This is a genomic window from Mucilaginibacter sp. UR6-1 (assembly GCF_020880975.1).
GTDB lineage: Bacteria > Bacteroidota > Bacteroidia > Sphingobacteriales > Sphingobacteriaceae > Mucilaginibacter.
The window spans coordinates 876,402-892,448 of the sequence record NZ_JAJIWP010000003.1 but is presented as its reverse complement, the minus strand read 5'-3'; the positions used below and the strand labels follow the sequence as shown (position 1 = coordinate 892,448).

The window sequence follows — 16,047 nt, the reverse complement described above, 5'->3', positions numbered from 1 at the left end:
TTTAAATAAATGGTTAAATGTTATCTTTCATAAAATCAAAAGCGCCCTTACGCAGGTTGATGCCATACTCGACGTAAGCTTTTAAACAGGCCGAAAAATTGGCCCAGCCCTCGGTATTATTTTTAAGCCATTGTATTGATGGTTGCCCTGCCGCGGTACTTTTTTCAGTTACAGTTAGTTTTGTAGCATATTCGCCGCGTGGCGTCAGTATCATTTCAACTAAAAAAGGTGTACCCTCTACATCCCATGTCAACGTTACCAATTCATTCTCTTTTACCTTTTTTACCTCCACCGGAAACTCACCCTCAAACTCAGGAAAGCTCCACATTACCTGCCGCCCCGCTTCCAAACAGCCACTGCCGCGGGCAATAAAATAGTTTGACATTTTCGCGGGATCAACAATAGCCTCGAATACCTCGGCGGCAGGTTTGCTGATCTGAATGTTGGTTTTGATCTCAAAATCGGCTGTACTCATCATGTTAGGTTTTGTAAAACAAACTTAACATCAATACAATAACTCCGGCAGGTGCATTCGCGACTAATACAGGGGGCAATAATGCCAAACCGCGGTGTATATAATTTATAATTAGCCACGGCTTTTATAGTAGGCTATTAAATGCTTAAAATTGCATATTAATAGCCGGGCTTTTTTATGACGCGTATTTGTTTAGTTGAAGATGAAGAGAAAGTTTCATCCTTTATAAAAAAGGGGCTTGAAGAGCATAATTATACCGTTGACGTAGCTGCCGATGGTGTGGCCGGGCTTACCATGATGCTGCAAAACAAGTACGACCTGTTTATTCTGGATATGATGCTGCCCCTGCTTAGCGGCATGGAGCTTTGCCGGCAGATACGCCAAAAGCAACAGGATGCCCCTATATTGATACTAAGCGCTTTAGGCACTATTGATGACAAGGTAAACGGCCTCCACGCCGGGGCTGATGATTACCTGGTTAAACCCTTCCATTTTAAAGAGCTGCTGGCTCGTATTGAGGCGCTGATGCGCCGCAGGCAACCCGCTGACGCGGCAGGAAGCCACTACCTCAACTTTAGCGATCTGAAACTGAACATTTGGGATAAAACCGCTGAGCGCGCAGGTAAACAGATAGCTTTGACAGCGAAAGAGTATGCCTTGCTGGAGCTTTTTATCCGCAACGCGAACAAACTGTTATCACGAGAATATATTACCGAAAAGGTTTGGGGTATCAACTTTGACACACAGACGAACATGGTTGATGTGTATGTAAATTACCTGCGCAACAAAATCCAAAAAGGGTTTGATAAAAAGCTGATACATACCGTTATTGGCATGGGGTATATTTTAAAGGAACAATAACCGGCCATGAAGATAAAAACCCGCCTGTCGTTATATTTTACGCTGATCAGTTCGGGCGCGTTACTGCTGGTGCTGATAGCGTTGTACCTGGCGGTTTACTCCTTCTCGCGTGAGGATTTTTATGACCGTCTTACGGACCGTGCCAATGTGGCCTCGCAGCTATACCTGAAAGCCGACGAGATCAATGCCGACTCGCTGGTACAGGTGCAGCAACGCTACCTCGACAAGCTGAACGGCGAAGTGATAAAGGTGTATGATGATGATAATAAATCGGCATTTAATACCCACAACAACATTTTTTGGACCGATACCATTATTGAACAGGTACGTAAGGATAAGTACCTGAAGTACCAGGATGGCAGCCGACAGGTGGTAGGTAAACTCTATCATGATAACCAGGGCGACTTTGTGATACTGGTATCGGCCGTTGACCGCAGTTTTCCGCGCCGTGTTACCATGCTGAGCCAGGTAGCACTGGTACTGTTTATTGTATTTACGGCAGTGCTGTTTTTTGCCGGGCAGATATTCGCCAACCGCGCCCTCGCCCCTATTAAAAAGGTGATTACCCAAATGGGGCAAATACGATCGAGCAACCTGCACATGCGGGTTGAAGGGGCTAAAAATAAGGATGAGATTGATGAATTGATCAGCAACTTTAATAGCTTGCTTGAGCGTTTAGAGAATGCGTTTGAGTTGCAGCAAACTTTTGTGGCAAACGCCTCGCACGAGCTGCGCACCCCGCTTACCAGTATTATGGGCGAGGTGGAAGTTGCCTTAACCAAAATACGCAATACGGATGAATACGAGCGCATTTTAGCCTCCATATCTGCCGATGCACTGCGCCTGCAGGAAACCATTACCAGCCTGATGGAACTGGCACAGGTGGATATGAACTACACGCAGGCTAAAATATCGCCCGTGCGGGTTGATGAGTTGCTATGGGAACTGCATGAAAGCTGGACAGAAAAAAAAGGCCCCGGAAAATTGAACCTTACGCTGGCCAATATGCCTGATGATGAAAGCGAACTTGAAATTCAGGGCAACAAACCGCTGCTCTACATAGCGCTGAATAACATTATTGATAACGCCTTTAAATATTCGGGCGGCGAACCGGTTAATGTTAAGTTTGAGGCATTGGCAACAAAGGTTAGCATTACGGTTACTGATAAGGGCCCCGGCATTTCTGAAACCGACCGGCAAAAGATCCTCCGCCCCTTTTACCGCGCAGGCAATGTTAAAAAACTGCCTGGCAACGGGCTTGGCCTGTATATTACCGATAAGATAATTCAGCTTTGCCACGGCCGTATTGAGGTAATATCTGACGGAAAAGCAGGCAGTACTTTTGTGGTTCAATTCATTAAAAACGGCGTATTATAAATTCTAATCGCTTTTTAATGCAGGTTTAATTCACTTCCAATTTGGCTGCAATAGTTTTGATCTATCGAAAGATCAGAACAAAAAATGGCACCTTATAAAAATTTATTCAAACTACTGCTGCCCGTACTGGCAATATGCAGCGCCCCAAAAGCCTACAGCCAAACGGACACACTCAAGCTGAACTTTAAGGACAGCGAAAGTCTTTTTTTACAAAACAACCTTACCCTGCTTGCTCAAAAGTATAATGTAGATGCCTCAAAGGCCCTCATTAAGCAAGCCGGTTTGTGGGATAACCCCGTATTAAGCACCGATCAGAACATCACCGATAATTCGGGCAAGTTTTTTGATCACAGCAAAAATAACGGGCAGATATTCTTACAACTAAGCCAGGTATTTACCACTGCCGGTAAACGCGGTAAACAGGTACAGGTAGCAAAGGATGATGCCAGCATACAGCAAGCCGCGTTTGATGACCTGCTGCGTAACCTGCGCTACAACCTGCTGCTTGATTTTGCCCAAATATCAAACCTGGTTGAACAGGGTAAAGTTTACCAAACCGAAATAGCATCGGCACAAAACCTGGTGAACGCCATTCAAAAATCGTACGATGCGGGTAATAACTCACTGAAGGATGTGGTACGCTTAAAGGCATTGCTATTCGGCCTGCAAAACGACCTGGTGGAGAATAACCGCCAGCTTACCCAACTGCAAAGCGAACTTAAAACCCTGCTTGGCGTACCTGCTGATAAATTTGTGTTACCACAGATAAATTTCAAGGCAAACAACACACCGTTAAACGCCGCCGAGCTTGCCGAAAAAGCCAAAACCCTGCGCGGCGATTATTTAGCCGGCCAGTACACCTTACAGCAAAATAATGATAATGTAGCCCTGCAAAAGGCATTAGCCAAGCCCGATGTTACCCTTGGCGTAGCGTATGACCAAAACAGCAACTACGCGCCGCACTATGTTGGCTTACAGATCAGCGTGCCGCTGCCCTTGTTTAACCGCAACCAAGGCAATATAAAGGCAGCCCAGCTAAGCGCTCAAGGTCAGCAATTTGTTGTACAAAACAATGCCCTGCAGTTGCAGAATGATGTTTACTCGGCCGTTAACCAGTACCGCCTCAGCAACCAGTTGCTTGGCCAAAGCGAAACCGATTTTTACGACCGCTACGATCAGTTATATACCAACATGCTGAAAGGTTTTAAGCTACGGCAGATCAGTTTGCCTGAATTTGTGGATTTCTTTGACTCCTACAAAGACACTAAGCTCAAAATATTACAACAGCAATTTAACCTTAATAAAGCCATTGCCGATCTGAATTTCGCGGTAGGCACCACAGTAGTTGATCCTCTATAAACAATATATAAAAAGATGAAAAAGCAATTTGCATACGGCGCTATAGCCCTCGTTTTTGCACTTAGCGCCTGCGAGCAGCATAAAACCAATACCATGGAAACCAAAAAGGTTTGCGTTAGCGATTCCATGGCACGCATGATCAAGATAGACACCGTTAAGGTATCGCAGGTTAAGGATGAACTATCGCTTACCGGCGAGGTATCATTTGATGAGAATAAGGTGGTAAAGGTATTCCCGTTTACGAGCGGGCAGGTAACCGATGTTAAGGTATCTCTTGGCGATAAGGTGAGCAAAGGCCAGGTGCTTGCCATACTGCGCAGTGCCGATGTGGCCGGTAACTATACCGACCAGCAATCAACCCGTGCCGATGTTGCCATCAGCAAACGCCAGTTACAACAGGCCGAATACCTGTACAAAAATGGTATATCAAGCGAACGGGATTACACCGAGGCCAAAGAGAACTATGCCAAAGCCCTCGCTGCCGACGACAAGGTAAAACAACAGATAGCCATTAACGGCGGCGGCAACACCAGCGCAAATGGTACGCTTGTTATCCGCGCACCGCGTGATGGTTATGTGGTTGAAAAAAATATATCGGCAGGCAACTTTATCAGGCCCGATAATAACGAGAGTTTGTTCACCATATCAGACATGAAGGATGTGTGGATAAACGCCAATGTTTTTGAAAGCGATATCGCCAAAGTAAAACAGGGTTATACAGCCAAGGTAACCACCATTGCCTACCCCGACAAGGTATTTACCGGTAAGATAGACCTGGTGAACTCCGTACTTGACCCGGACAGCAAGGTAATGAATATACGTATTTCACTGCCTAATAAAGATTTACTGCTTAAACCCGAAATGTTTACCAACGTAGTGGTTACCAATAACGAAAGCGGTACTGCCGTGGCCCTGCCTGCATCAGCCGTAATATTTGATAACAGCAAGCATTACGTGGTGATATACAACAACCGCTGCGATATGGAAATACGCGAAGTTAACCCGGTAAAAACGGTTGACAGCGTAACCTACATAGCAGGCGGATTAAAACCCGGTGAGCGCATTATCTCTCAAAACCAATTGTTTTTATACAACGCGCTATCAGCCGAATAACAGCCTGACCTGTTTCACTGCCGCTGTGGGTTACCACCGGCGCAATATTTACTACAATGAACAAATTCATTAAAAGCATCATATATTTTTCGCTGCGCAACCGGGCCCTTGTGTTTTTTTTAACCGCTGTGCTTGCCGTTGCCGGGGTGTGGAGCTATCTCAATACCCCTATTGAAACCTTTCCGGATGTTACCAATACGCAGATCATTATTATAGCGCAATGGCCCGGCCGCAGTGCCGAGGAAGTTGAAAAAATGGTGACCATACCTATGGAAACCGTTTTAAACTCGGTACAAAAAAAGGTAAACCTGCGTACCACCTCATCCTTCGGCCTGTCATACGTACGCATTATTTTTGATGATGATGTTGACGATGCCTTTGCACGCCAGCAGGTATTAAGCCGGCTAAGTAACGCTGAGTTACCGGATGGTGTAAAACCCGAAGTTGAGCCGCCTTACGGCCCCACCGGCGAGATATTCCGTTATACGCTTAAAAGTAAAACCAAATCGCTGCATGAGCTTACCGCCATACAGGATTGGGTGCTTGACCGCCAGTTCAAGGCCATCCCCGGCGTTGCCGACGTAAACAGCTTTGGCGGCGAAGAAAAAGATTACGAGGTGAGTGTAAACCCATCGCTGTTACAAAAATATGGCCTTACCTCGCTGGATGTGTACAACGCCATTAACCGCAGCAACATTAACGTAGGCGGCGATATTATTGAAAAGAACGACCAGGCATTTGTGGTACGCGGCATCGGCCTCATCAACAACATCAATGAGATTGAGAACATCATTATTAAGAATGTTAACAATGTGCCTATCCTGGCTAAAAACATCGCGGTAATAAAGGAGAGCGGCTTACCGCGCTTAGGGCAGGTAGGCAGGGATAAAAACAACGATGTTATTGAAGGCATTGTGGTTATGCGCAAAGGCGAAAACCCGGCGGATGTACTGGTACGTATTAAAGATAAGGTGCAGGACCTGAACGAAAATGTACTGCCAAAAGATGTTAAGATAGACACCTTTTACGACCGCACCACCCTGATGGAGTTTTGTACCGAAACGGTTATCCATAACCTTTTGGAGGGTATAGTACTGGTTACCGTTGTGGTATTACTTTTTATGGCCGACTGGCGTACTACGCTTACCGTATCCATCATTATTCCGCTGGCTTTGTTATTCGCCTTTATCTGTATGCGGATAAAGGGCATGACGGCCAATTTAATCTCTATGGGTGCTGTCGATTTCGGTATCATTATAGATGGTGCCGTAGTAATGGTTGAAGGCCTTTTTGTCGCGCTTGATCATCGCGCTAAAGAGGTTGGCATGGAGAAATTCAACAAGCTGGCCAAGCTGGGCCTATTTAAAAATGTGGGTTCTGAAATGGGTAAAGCCATCTTTTTCTCCAAACTGATTATCATTACCTGCCTGATCCCCATCTTCGCGTTTCAAAAGGTTGAGGGTAAAATATTCTCGCCGTTGGCTTACACGCTGGCCTTTGCCTTACTGGGTGCGCTGCTGTTCACCCTTACACTGGTGCCTGCCCTGTCGAGCGTGTTACTGCGTAAAAACGTGCGCGAAAAACATAACCCTATCGTGTTGTTTTTTGAGAATGGCATCAAAAAGATGTTCAGCTTTACTTATCGCAACCAAAAGCTGAGCCTGATAGTAGCTATGAGTGCCATGGTGCTAACCTTTATGTCGGCTAAGTTACTTGGTACCGAGTTTTTACCGCAGCTTAACGAGGGTGCGCTTTGGGTATCGGCACAATTGCCAATGAGTACTTCGCTGGAAAACTCGGTGAATGTAACCAACAAAATGCGCGACATACTGGCTACTTTTCCGGAGGTTAAGCAAACTCTGTCGCAGGTTGGCCGCACCAATGATGGTACCGACCCTAAAGGATTTTTCAACGTACAGATACAGGTTGACCTTTTGCCCCAAAAGGAATGGAAAAGACACATTACACAGGATGAACTGATAGCCGAGATGGATAAAAAACTCAGCCAGTTTCCGGGTATTGTATTCAACTATTCGCAACCTATTATTGATAACGTGGCCGAGGCTGTGGCAGGTGTTCCGGCATCAATGGCGGTAAAAATATTCGGGCCCGATTTTGAGGTGCTCGATAAAAAAGCCGACGCGGTAATGTCGGTACTAAAACATGTAGATGGCGTTACCGACCTCGGCGTACTGCGCAACCTTGGCCAGCCTGAGTTCAGGATAGAGCTTGACCAGCGCAAGATGGCTCTTTACGGTGTATCAACTGCTGATGCTAACGCGGTGATAGAGATGGCCATTGGCGGCAAAGCCGCTACCCAGCTTTATGAAGGTGAGCGCAAGTTTGACATCCGCATACGTTACCAAAAACAATATCGGGCCACACAGGAGGATATTGAACGCCTGATGGTACCAACCCTTAACGGATCAAAAATCTCCATCAAAGAGATCTCAACCATCAGGGAAATTACCGGCCCGGCCTTTGTTTACCGTGATAACAACTCAAGGTACATCGCCGTAAAATTCTCTGTTCGTGGCCGCGATTTGGGCAGCACCATTACCGAGGCGCAAGCTAAGGTAAACAAGAGTGTACAATTACCTCATGCCTACTCCTTTACCTGGAACGGTGAGTTTGAAAACCAGATACGCGCATCAAACACCCTGGCGCGTGTGGTACCAATTTGTTTGCTGGTAATATTCCTGATACTGTTTGTAACCTTTGGTAACAGTAAGGATGCCGTACTTGTGCTGATGAATGTACCTTTTGCCTTAATTGGTGGCATACTGGCATTGCACATAACCGGTATCAACTTTAGCATATCAGCAGGTATTGGTTTTATCGCCTTGTTTGGTGTGTGTATACAGAATGGGGTAATACTCATATCGGTATTCCGCAAAAACCTGCAGGAGGGCATGCACCTTGATCAGGCCTTGCTTGATGGCGTAATATCCAGGGTACGCCCCGTGGTAATGACAGCCCTGATGGCAGCGATAGGTTTGATGCCCGCAGCCATATCAACAGGTATAGGTTCTGAAACGCAAAAACCGCTGGCCATTGTAGTAATAGGCGGTTTGGTTACTTCAACCATACTTACCTTGCTGATACTGCCTGTTATTTATGCTATAGTGTATAAACTTATCCACAAGCGTGAAAACCGCAAACTATTGAAAAAAATTGGCGCTATAAGTTCATAGTAAATTAGCGCCGGTAATCAGCAAAATACCCCACGCCATAGCGAACTTCGCTATGGCGTTTTTGTTGCTATCAATATATCTAAAATAGCCATTAGACTATAAAAAACGCAAAACTGCTTTATTACCTGTCCTCAATTTCTTTTGAGCGATCAAAAGAAACAAAAATCGCCGGCTACGCCCTGCCCGGTGAAAGGGTGTGCTTTGGCAAGACTTGTGCTGCTCCGGGCATTCCTGATGCCGGTATAAAAGGTTATTTACGGTTTGTGCTTTTGATTAACAATCAATTTGTCATTCCGAACGAGGTATGAGGAGGAATCTGTCGATTTGTTAATACCTGTGTAATGATCTTTCGCTACCGCTCGATAATTTAACTCCCTCTCCTTTAGGAGAGGGCCGGGGTGAGGTAAAACAATTAAGCCTGGGTTCTGCAATTAAGCGGAACACCAGGCTTCTTTTTTAATTAACCCCTTAACTAAAAAAAGCTCTTTTAAAAATCCCAGCGTACAAAGGCCTCAATAGCTTCGTACTCGGCAAGGCCAAGTTCATCGTAAGCGCGGGCGGTTTCGGCGGTGCGCTGCTCGGCACGTACCCAAAACTCGCGTGCATCATCACCCGGAAATACTGGCAGATCCTTTTGCGACTGGTGTTTGAAAATGGCCAAACGTTTGCGCATCACCTCCTGCGGCGAAAGCGGAACAGCCATTTGTATCTCATGTATCTCAAACTCGTGCCATGCGCCGCGGTATAACCACAACCAGCAATCATCAACCCATGCTTCGGTGCCTTTAAGGCGCTGTAAGGCGGCCAAAATAACATCAAAGCAAACTTTGTGTGTACCATGCGGGTCGGCAAAATCGCCGGCGGCAAATACCTGTTGTGGTTTTACTTTACGTAATAACTCAATGGTTTGTTGTATATCATCCTCAAAACTTACATTGCTGTTAGTTTTCTGCCTGTCGTAAAACGGCAGGTTTTGGAAGTGTATATTCTCGTCAGGTAAGCCCGCGAACCTTGCACCAGCAATAGCTTCGCCCTTACGGATAAGGCCTTTAACCTCACGTATAGCTAACTGATCGGGCTGATTTGGCAGCTTTTTGCCTATAAATTCGCGACTTACTTTATAAGTATTTTCAAGCGAAGCGGTATCAAGTCCTTGCGCTTTGTTAAAATCAATGGCAAACTCCATAAAACGCAGCACATCATCATCCCAAACGGCGGTATTGCCTGATGTTTGGTAAGCTACGTGTACCTCATGCCCCTGGTCGGCCAGGCGAATGAAGGTACCGCCCATCGAGATCACATCATCATCCGGGTGCGGAGAGAATATGATAGAGCGCTTTTTAGCCGGGTCCTTACGTTCAGGGCGCTGGCTGTCGTCAGCATTAGGCTTACCACCCGGCCAGCCGGTAATGGTATGCTGCAGCTTGTTAAATATATCAATGTTGATGTTGTAAACCGGCCCTTTTTCGGTAGCCAGTTGCGCCATACCATTGTTGTTGTAATCTTCTTCGGTAAGCTTTAATATAGGCTTGCCGGTAGTTTTTGAAAGCCAAACCACGGCTTTCTTTATCAGTTGTATATCCCAAACACAATCGCGAACCAGCCAAGGTGTATCAAAACGGGTAAGCTCGGCAGCAGCATCCTGATCAAGGATAAACTCCACCTTGTCAGACAGTTGCAGATAAGTAGCCGGTACTTCGGCTGATACCGTACCTTCAACCGCTTTTTTAATGATGCTGGCTTTTTTAAGGTTCCAGGCCATCAAAATGATCTCGCGGGCTTTAAATATAGTACCCACCCCCATGGTGATGGCTTTGGTAGGTACGTTCTCTTTACCACCAAAATCACGCGATGCATCGCGGCGGGTCAAATCATCTAAGGTTACCAAACGGGTACCTGAATTTGGGGCCGAGCCCGGCTCATTAAAACCGATGTGACCGGTACGGCCGATACCCAGTATTTGCAGGTCGAGCCCGCCGTATGAATTTATTTTTTGTTCGTAATTGATGCAAAATTGCGCTACATCCTCTTCGGCCAAAGTACCGTCAGGTATGTGTATGTTAGCCGGGTCAATGTCAATATGATCAAACAGTTGCTGCTTCATAAAAGTAACATAGCTCTGTTCGGCATCAGGCTGCATCGGAAAGTACTCGTCAAGGTTAAAGGTCACTACGCTCTTAAAGCTCAATCCCTCCTCTTTGTGCAGGCGTATCAGTTCTTTATAAACCTTTACCGGAGTAGCACCTGTTGCCAAACCTAAAACGGTGGTTTCACCACGGCTTTGTTTGTCGCGTATCAGTGCGGCTATGCGCGCGGCAACACTATTTGAGGCGGCTGTTGAATCAGGAAATACCGTAACCGGGAGTTTTTCGTAACGGGTTTCTTCAAGCAGATTGAGTCGTGACATATATTGGGTTGTTGTTTGGTACTCTACAAATTAAACAAACTTACTTATATTTTTTAAATATGAAATAAAACTTATTAAATTTTTTACAAAGTATCCAAACGATGATTATCTCCTTAAACGCAGTAATTTATACTATGTTTCAGTAATATTATTTTTATGCGGATGCTTTGGCGCTTGCTTCGTGCACCTTGTTAAAACTCTCCATCACCAGTATGGCAGCACCTATCAGTTCGGCATCAAAGCCAATGTCAGAGATAAAAAGTTCGGTACCCTGCGCCAACCTTGGTATGCAATATTTATTAAGTGCTTGTTGTATGGGTGCCAGTAACAGTTTGCCCACCTTTACACCGCGGCCGCTTAGCACAATGGCCTTAGGGTTGAGTATATGTATCAATATGGAAAGCGCACGGCCTATCTTATAAGCCGCGTCAGACAGGAGTTCAATGGCGTACTGATCGCCTTTGTTGGCGGCATCCATCAGGGCATTGCCTACGGCCAGATTTGAGTGATCGTCGGTAATATATTGTTGCAGGCTTGATTTTTGCCCGCTCTCCACCCCTTCAATGGCTTTTTGGGCAACGGCCATCAGTGATGCTTCGGCCTCAAGGCAACCCTGTTTACCGCAGGCACATAATGCACCTTCTTCGGCAATGGGTATATGGCTAAACTCACCCGCAAAACCATTCTCTCCCCTGAATATCTGCCCGTTAATGATCATGCCAAGGCCTATACCCCAGCCTATGTTGATCACCATAACATCCTTTATTGATTTGGCTATGCCGAACTTAAGTTCAGATAAAGCGATCAGGCTCGAATCGTTATCGATATAAACCGGCAGTTCAACCTTATCTGACAGGTATTCGGTAAGCGTTTTTTTGCCTGCATCAAGGTATGTGTAGTTTATACCTTCATTAACATTCACAAATCCCGGCATACCTATACCTACCCCAATTATCTTCTCTTTATCAACGCCCGATTGTTCAACGTGCTTGCTGATAATATCTACCAGTGAATCCAGCGCCTGCGCATTATCCTTTAGTTTAAGGCTGATGATCTCTATCGGCGAAACAAAGTTGTTCAGCAGGTCAACAATACCTATACGGGTTGATAGCTGATCCATAGCCACGGTTACAATGTACAACCTGTTATGCCGTACCGAGTACATTAACGGCCTGCGCCCGCCGCTTGACGGGGCATAACCCTGCTCAACCACGAAACCCGCCTCTATAAGGTGGTTAACCGCTTTGGTAACCAATGGAATACTTTTATCAATACGCGCGCTAAGCTCGGCGCTTGATAATTGCTCGCCATAATACAATTGCTGTATTATCTCGGCATAAAGCTTAGCGGTTTTTTTGTTGGCGTTAAACATAAAGGTTTAAAATTCTCAATACAAAACGGTTGTAGCCTGCTAAAATTACAATCTTATAATATTGTAACGCCTTATGCTTACAATTACAACAATATAAGTTAATATATATGACGCTAATATACATACAGGCGTTACATTTTTTAGTAACTACTTATCAAAATTTATAAAACCCAAAAATCTTTTTAATTTTTTTTTAAAGTTTATCGTCCTTTTTATTAGTTTTGATTTAACTGACTACAATAAACTTAAAGCTGTTCCCCATCTAAAAGAATAATGTGTAGTAGGATATAAGCTTTGCCGTAATTAATTTTTCGGCATGGGCAGGTTGCAACTTTTAAACAGATCATTAAAATGAAACTTATTGCAGACAGTGGCTCTACAAAAACCGACTGGTGCCTGTTGGGCGACAACAACTCCATCACTTATTTTGATACCGAGGGTTTTAACCCTTACTATGTTGATGCCGAGTACATATACAGCACCATATTATCAAAACTACCTGCAACTGTTGATAGCACCAGGGTAAGCGAAGTATATTTTTACGGAGCGGGGTGCAGCGGTGATAAGAACCATATATTGGAAACCGCGCTTGGCCGTGTATTTACCCATGCGCACATTGAAGTTCAGCATGATTTGCTGGCAGCCGCACGGGCCGTACTGGGTAATGACACCGGTTTTGTAGCCATTTTAGGTACAGGAGCCAATAGCTGTATTTTTGATGGCAAAACTATTACCCATCAAATTGATTCATTAGGCTTTATGCTGGGCGATGAAGGCAGCGGTGCCTACATTGGCAAACAATTGCTGGTACGCTACGGCCGCGGCCAATTGCCTGAAGACCTGCGGGTGGAATTTTGGAACGAGTACGGCCTTACACCTGATGATGTTGTGGAACACGCCCACTCAAAACCCCTGCCCAACAGGTTTTGCGCAAGCTTTGTACGTTTTATGGCACCGCGCATGGAACATCCTTACATAGCCGGGATCATCAGGAAAGCATTTACCGATTGCTTTGAGAATATGATCTCATTATACCCTGATTTTAAACTATACTCGCTAAATTGTGTCGGATCAATAGGCTATATGTTTTCGGCAATATTGACTGACGTTGCTAAAAACTATGGTATGCGTACAGGTAATATTATAAAAGCACCTATTGAAGGTTTGATAAACTACCATGCCAAAGCAACCGTGCAGCCTTTGGGTGATGTGAATTAAGCTTGGGTATTACGGCATAGCAGCTTTTTTTATTTTTATCGGCAGGTTTTTTGCGACTGCATATATTTACGCGTATAACCAGGGGATATGTATCCCCTAAATATATATTTATGAGAAAACCGGTTTTAGTATTTTTACTCGTGATGATAGCCGCCACGGTAGTGGCGCAAAGCAAAAACCCATTTAATGCCGCCGATGTAAGGCTTACCTGGCAAATTGTTGAAAATCCTTATGCCAACACTACCCAAGCCAGGGCTAAGGTAACCCTGGTTAATAAAGGTGCTAAACCTGTACCTGCAAAAGGCTGGAAAATTTATTTTAACGCCACTACTACCCGCAGCGGCGGGCTTGACAAAAACCTGCTTGTTGACCGTGTTAACGGCGACCTTTTTATACTCTACCCCGGCAATGGTTTTAAAAGCGTAGCCACCGGGGATTCCATATCATCAAGTGTACTGCAAAGCCACGTAAAGGATATTACCGATTTTCCGAAAGGGTTTTATATTGTTTTTGACAGCGAACCGGAGAAGGGCTACCCCCTGCTTACCAATATTACCAACCAGGTAAATGTTGACAAGAGTGAAAAGGCCCTGGCCGAAAAGATTTATAGCCAAAACCAGCTAATTACTGATATACCTGCGGCTAATTTGTCGCCGGTGTTGCCTACGCCGGTTACTTATAAGCGCACTGCCGGTAATTTTAAGCTAACCCCACAGGTTAAAATTATTAACGACCCGGCCTTTATCAAGGAAGCCACTTATTTTAAGGATGAATTGGCCAAGGTATTTGGCAGCAAGCCGCAAACCGGTTTTACCGAAAAATACAATGTTATAGTACTGCAAAAAGGTGGCAACAACGGCCCCGAGGGTTATCAGTTGCAGGTTGCGCCCGGCCGTATAACTATCACAGCCACCAATGGCTCTGGTATATTTTATGGTTTGCAATCGCTAAAAAACCTGTTACCGGCTACGGCCTGGGCAGGTACGCAAAAGAATTTTGATATACCCTGCATCAGCATTACCGATGCGCCGCGCTTTGAGCACCGCGCCTTTATGATGGATGTGGCGCGTAACTTTTTGCCAAAATCGCACGTGTTAAAGGTTATCGACCTTTTATCATTATACAAATTTAATGTGCTGCACATGCATATTACGGATGATGAAGGCTGGCGAATTGAAATACCCGGACTGCCGGAGCTTACCTCTACCGGTTCAACCCGCGGGCACAGCAGCAATGAGTTAAAAAGCATAAACCCTGCCTATGGCTCAGGCCCAGACACTACCAACCAGGCTGGCAGCGGCTACTACAGCAAGCAGGAATATATAGAGATACTGCGTTATGCTAATGATCGCCATATAAAGGTTATACCCGAAATTGAAACACCCGGCCATGCACGTGCCGCCATAAAGGCCATGAACGCCCGTTACGATCGTTTTATGAAACTTGGCAAAAAAGCCGAGGCCGAGCAGTACCTGCTGCGTGATATTAACGATAAATCAGCCTACCGTTCGGTACAGGGTTTTAGTGATAACGTACTTAACGCGGGCCAGCCATCGGCCTACGCATTTTTGGAAAAGGTGACCGACGAACTGATAGCTATGTATAAAGAAGCCGGTGCGCCGCTGCAAACCATCCACTTTGGTGGTGATGAGGTGCCCGCTGGTGTTTGGGAGAAATCTCCGGTTATTGCCGACCTGATGAAGAGGGATTCGAGCATCAAGAACACTTCTGATGTTTGGTACTACTACTTCGGCAAGCTAAATACAATGCTGAAAAGCAAAGGCCTCTATTTGTCGGGTTGGGAAGAGATAGGGCTTACCAGCGGTGTGGTTAATGGCCGTAAACGCCTGGTGACAGATCCCCGCTTTGCTAACGAAAATTTCCATACCGATGTTTGGAACAACCTTGCCGGCAATGAGGATCTGGCTTACAAACTGGCCAACGCGGGTTACAAAGTAGTGCTTACTAATGTTACCAATATGTACCTTGATCTGGCTTATAATACCAGCTTTTACGAGCGCGGCCAGTATTGGGGCGGTTATGTTGATGTGAATAAGCCATTCTCGTTCATCCCGTACAACTATTACAAAAATCAAAAGGAAAACGAACAGGGACAGCCGCTCAAAGCCGGGTATTTTGATGGGAAGGAGTCGCTAACCGATGCCGGTAAACGTAATATTGTAGGTATACAGTCTCCGCTTTGGGCTGAGGTGATTACTTCGACACAGAAACACGAGTACCTGCTGCTGCCTAAATTATTGGGCGTGGCCGAACGTGCCTGGGCACCTGACCCGCAGTGGGCAACCGAGCCCGAGATAGCCAAAAGCGAAGCCCTGTACAACCAGGCCTGGGCGGCATTTGCCAACAAGATCGCTAAAACCGAATTGCCAAAGCTTGATCATTACGCAGGTGGCTTTGAGTACCGCATACCTACACCGGGCTTTGTTATTGAGAATGGCCTGGTTAAAGCTAATGTACAACTACCGGGCTTTACTATCCGTTATACCACCGATGGTACCGAGCCCGATGCCAACAGCAGCGTAATTACGGATAGCCTTAACTACTCGCCACAACTAAACCTGCGCGTGTTTAATGCCGAAGGCCGTGGCGGCCGTACAGTTAAAGTGGTACAGTAGTTTGGTGAATGGTGATTGGAGGTTAGAGATCAGTA

10 protein-coding genes are annotated in these 16,047 nt (G+C 45.6%); 7 read left to right on the top strand and 3 right to left on the bottom strand.

Annotation, left to right across the window (positions count from 1 at the left end; genetic code table 11):
- Positions 1-13: 13 nt before the first annotated feature.
- Positions 14-478 (bottom strand): SRPBCC domain-containing protein, encoded by a 465-nt coding sequence (locus LJ707_RS14420; protein ID WP_228952155.1) that lies wholly within the window; start codon positions 476-478, stop codon positions 14-16.
- 174 nt (positions 479-652) lie between these two features.
- Between LJ707_RS14420 and LJ707_RS14415 the strand changes: the two genes are divergently transcribed.
- The 5 genes from LJ707_RS14415 (at position 653) to LJ707_RS14395 (ending at position 8,379) form a co-directional block, all read left to right on the top strand.
- Positions 653-1,336 (top strand): response regulator transcription factor, encoded by a 684-nt coding sequence (locus tag LJ707_RS14415; RefSeq protein WP_228952153.1) that lies wholly within the window; start codon positions 653-655, stop codon positions 1,334-1,336.
- Between the two features lie 6 nt (positions 1,337-1,342).
- On the top strand, positions 1,343-2,713 hold the full coding sequence (locus LJ707_RS14410) for a HAMP domain-containing sensor histidine kinase (RefSeq protein WP_228952145.1): 1,371 nt from the start codon (positions 1,343-1,345) through the stop codon (positions 2,711-2,713).
- 84 nt (positions 2,714-2,797) lie between these two features.
- Positions 2,798-4,072, top strand: coding sequence for a TolC family protein (locus LJ707_RS14405; RefSeq protein WP_228952143.1), 1,275 nt, complete (start codon positions 2,798-2,800; stop codon positions 4,070-4,072).
- A 15-nt stretch (positions 4,073-4,087) separates the two neighbouring features.
- Entirely contained in the window at positions 4,088-5,185 is a 1,098-nt protein-coding gene (locus LJ707_RS14400; protein ID WP_228952141.1) for an efflux RND transporter periplasmic adaptor subunit, read from the top strand.
- Positions 5,186-5,241: 56 nt separating this feature from the next.
- Positions 5,242-8,379 (top strand): efflux RND transporter permease subunit, encoded by a 3,138-nt coding sequence (locus tag LJ707_RS14395; RefSeq protein ID WP_228952139.1) that lies wholly within the window; start codon positions 5,242-5,244, stop codon positions 8,377-8,379.
- A gap of 487 nt (positions 8,380-8,866) precedes the next feature.
- Here the strand turns inward: LJ707_RS14395 and nagB are convergent, their stop codons facing one another.
- Both nagB and LJ707_RS14385 read right to left on the bottom strand, forming a co-directional pair.
- Positions 8,867-10,786, bottom strand: coding sequence for a glucosamine-6-phosphate deaminase (nagB, locus tag LJ707_RS14390; protein WP_228952136.1), 1,920 nt, complete (start codon positions 10,784-10,786; stop codon positions 8,867-8,869).
- Positions 10,787-10,940: 154 nt separating this feature from the next.
- Positions 10,941-12,158, bottom strand: a complete 1,218-nt coding sequence (locus tag LJ707_RS14385) for an ROK family transcriptional regulator (RefSeq protein WP_228952134.1) — start codon at positions 12,156-12,158, stop codon at positions 10,941-10,943.
- A 351-nt stretch (positions 12,159-12,509) separates the two neighbouring features.
- Between LJ707_RS14385 and LJ707_RS14380 the strand changes: the two genes are divergently transcribed.
- Together LJ707_RS14380 and LJ707_RS14375 are read left to right on the top strand one after the other, a co-directional pair.
- Positions 12,510-13,376 carry an N-acetylglucosamine kinase gene (locus LJ707_RS14380; protein ID WP_228952132.1) on the top strand — a complete coding sequence of 289 codons (867 nt, stop codon included), beginning with the start codon at positions 12,510-12,512 and terminating at the stop codon, positions 13,374-13,376.
- Between the two features lie 110 nt (positions 13,377-13,486).
- Complete coding sequence (locus tag LJ707_RS14375) at positions 13,487-16,012, top strand: family 20 glycosylhydrolase (RefSeq protein WP_228952130.1); 2,526 nt, start codon at positions 13,487-13,489, stop codon at positions 16,010-16,012.
- Positions 16,013-16,047 lie beyond the last annotated feature (35 nt).

Bases quoted from the DNA above. Each gene is read 5' to 3' on its own strand.
- LJ707_RS14420 (WP_228952155.1), bottom strand. From the start codon at position 478: ATGATGAGTACAGCCGATTTTGAGATCAAAACCAACATTCAGATCAGC.
- LJ707_RS14415 (WP_228952153.1), top strand. From the start codon at position 653: ATGACGCGTATTTGTTTAGTTGAAGATGAAGAGAAAGTTTCATCCTTT.
- LJ707_RS14410 (WP_228952145.1), top strand. From the start codon at position 1,343: ATGAAGATAAAAACCCGCCTGTCGTTATATTTTACGCTGATCAGTTCG.
- LJ707_RS14405 (WP_228952143.1), top strand. From the start codon at position 2,798: ATGGCACCTTATAAAAATTTATTCAAACTACTGCTGCCCGTACTGGCA.
- LJ707_RS14400 (WP_228952141.1), top strand. From the start codon at position 4,088: ATGAAAAAGCAATTTGCATACGGCGCTATAGCCCTCGTTTTTGCACTT.
- LJ707_RS14395 (WP_228952139.1), top strand. From the start codon at position 5,242: ATGAACAAATTCATTAAAAGCATCATATATTTTTCGCTGCGCAACCGG.
- nagB (WP_228952136.1), bottom strand. From the start codon at position 10,786: ATGTCACGACTCAATCTGCTTGAAGAAACCCGTTACGAAAAACTCCCG.
- LJ707_RS14385 (WP_228952134.1), bottom strand. From the start codon at position 12,158: ATGTTTAACGCCAACAAAAAAACCGCTAAGCTTTATGCCGAGATAATA.
- LJ707_RS14380 (WP_228952132.1), top strand. From the start codon at position 12,510: ATGAAACTTATTGCAGACAGTGGCTCTACAAAAACCGACTGGTGCCTG.
- LJ707_RS14375 (WP_228952130.1), top strand. From the start codon at position 13,487: ATGAGAAAACCGGTTTTAGTATTTTTACTCGTGATGATAGCCGCCACG.